The sequence below is a fragment of the Thermorhabdus hydrogeniformans genome (assembly GCF_049310025.1).
Lineage (GTDB): Bacteria > Bacillota > Thermosediminibacteria > Thermosediminibacterales > Tepidanaerobacteraceae > JBJYKD01.
In genome coordinates this window covers 1-281 of record NZ_JBJYKD010000102.1, presented here as the reverse complement: position 1 = coordinate 281, position 281 = coordinate 1, and the positions used below count along the sequence as shown (strand labels likewise).

1 protein-coding gene is annotated in these 281 nt (G+C 42.3%); it reads right to left on the bottom strand.

Annotated features, from left to right (window positions below):
• Positions 1 to 244, bottom strand: a 244-nt coding sequence (locus tag ACKX14_RS15670) for an alpha/beta hydrolase family protein (RefSeq protein WP_422449300.1), incomplete at its 3' end; no start/stop codon positions are given.
• Positions 245 to 281: the final 37 nt, after the last annotated feature.

Genomic DNA, 281 nt, shown 5'->3' with positions numbered 1-281 from the left:
AACCCTGATTGGCCCATAGCTGCATCTCATGGTGAAAAACTCCTCCAAAGACTGTTTTGGGACCACCGTGTATGTTCAGGATTGCTGGATATTTAAGGTTTTTATCGAAATCCACAGGCTTAAGAACCCAGCCTGTCAAGTTGGTCTCATCATTATTGTATGATAGTACCATTGGTGTTGATAATTTTCTATCCTGGATCACCCAGTCATTGTAGTTTGTCAATCTATGCTCCTGATCATCCAACCTGTAAAGCTCCTGAAGATAGAGATCCCTCATGCCA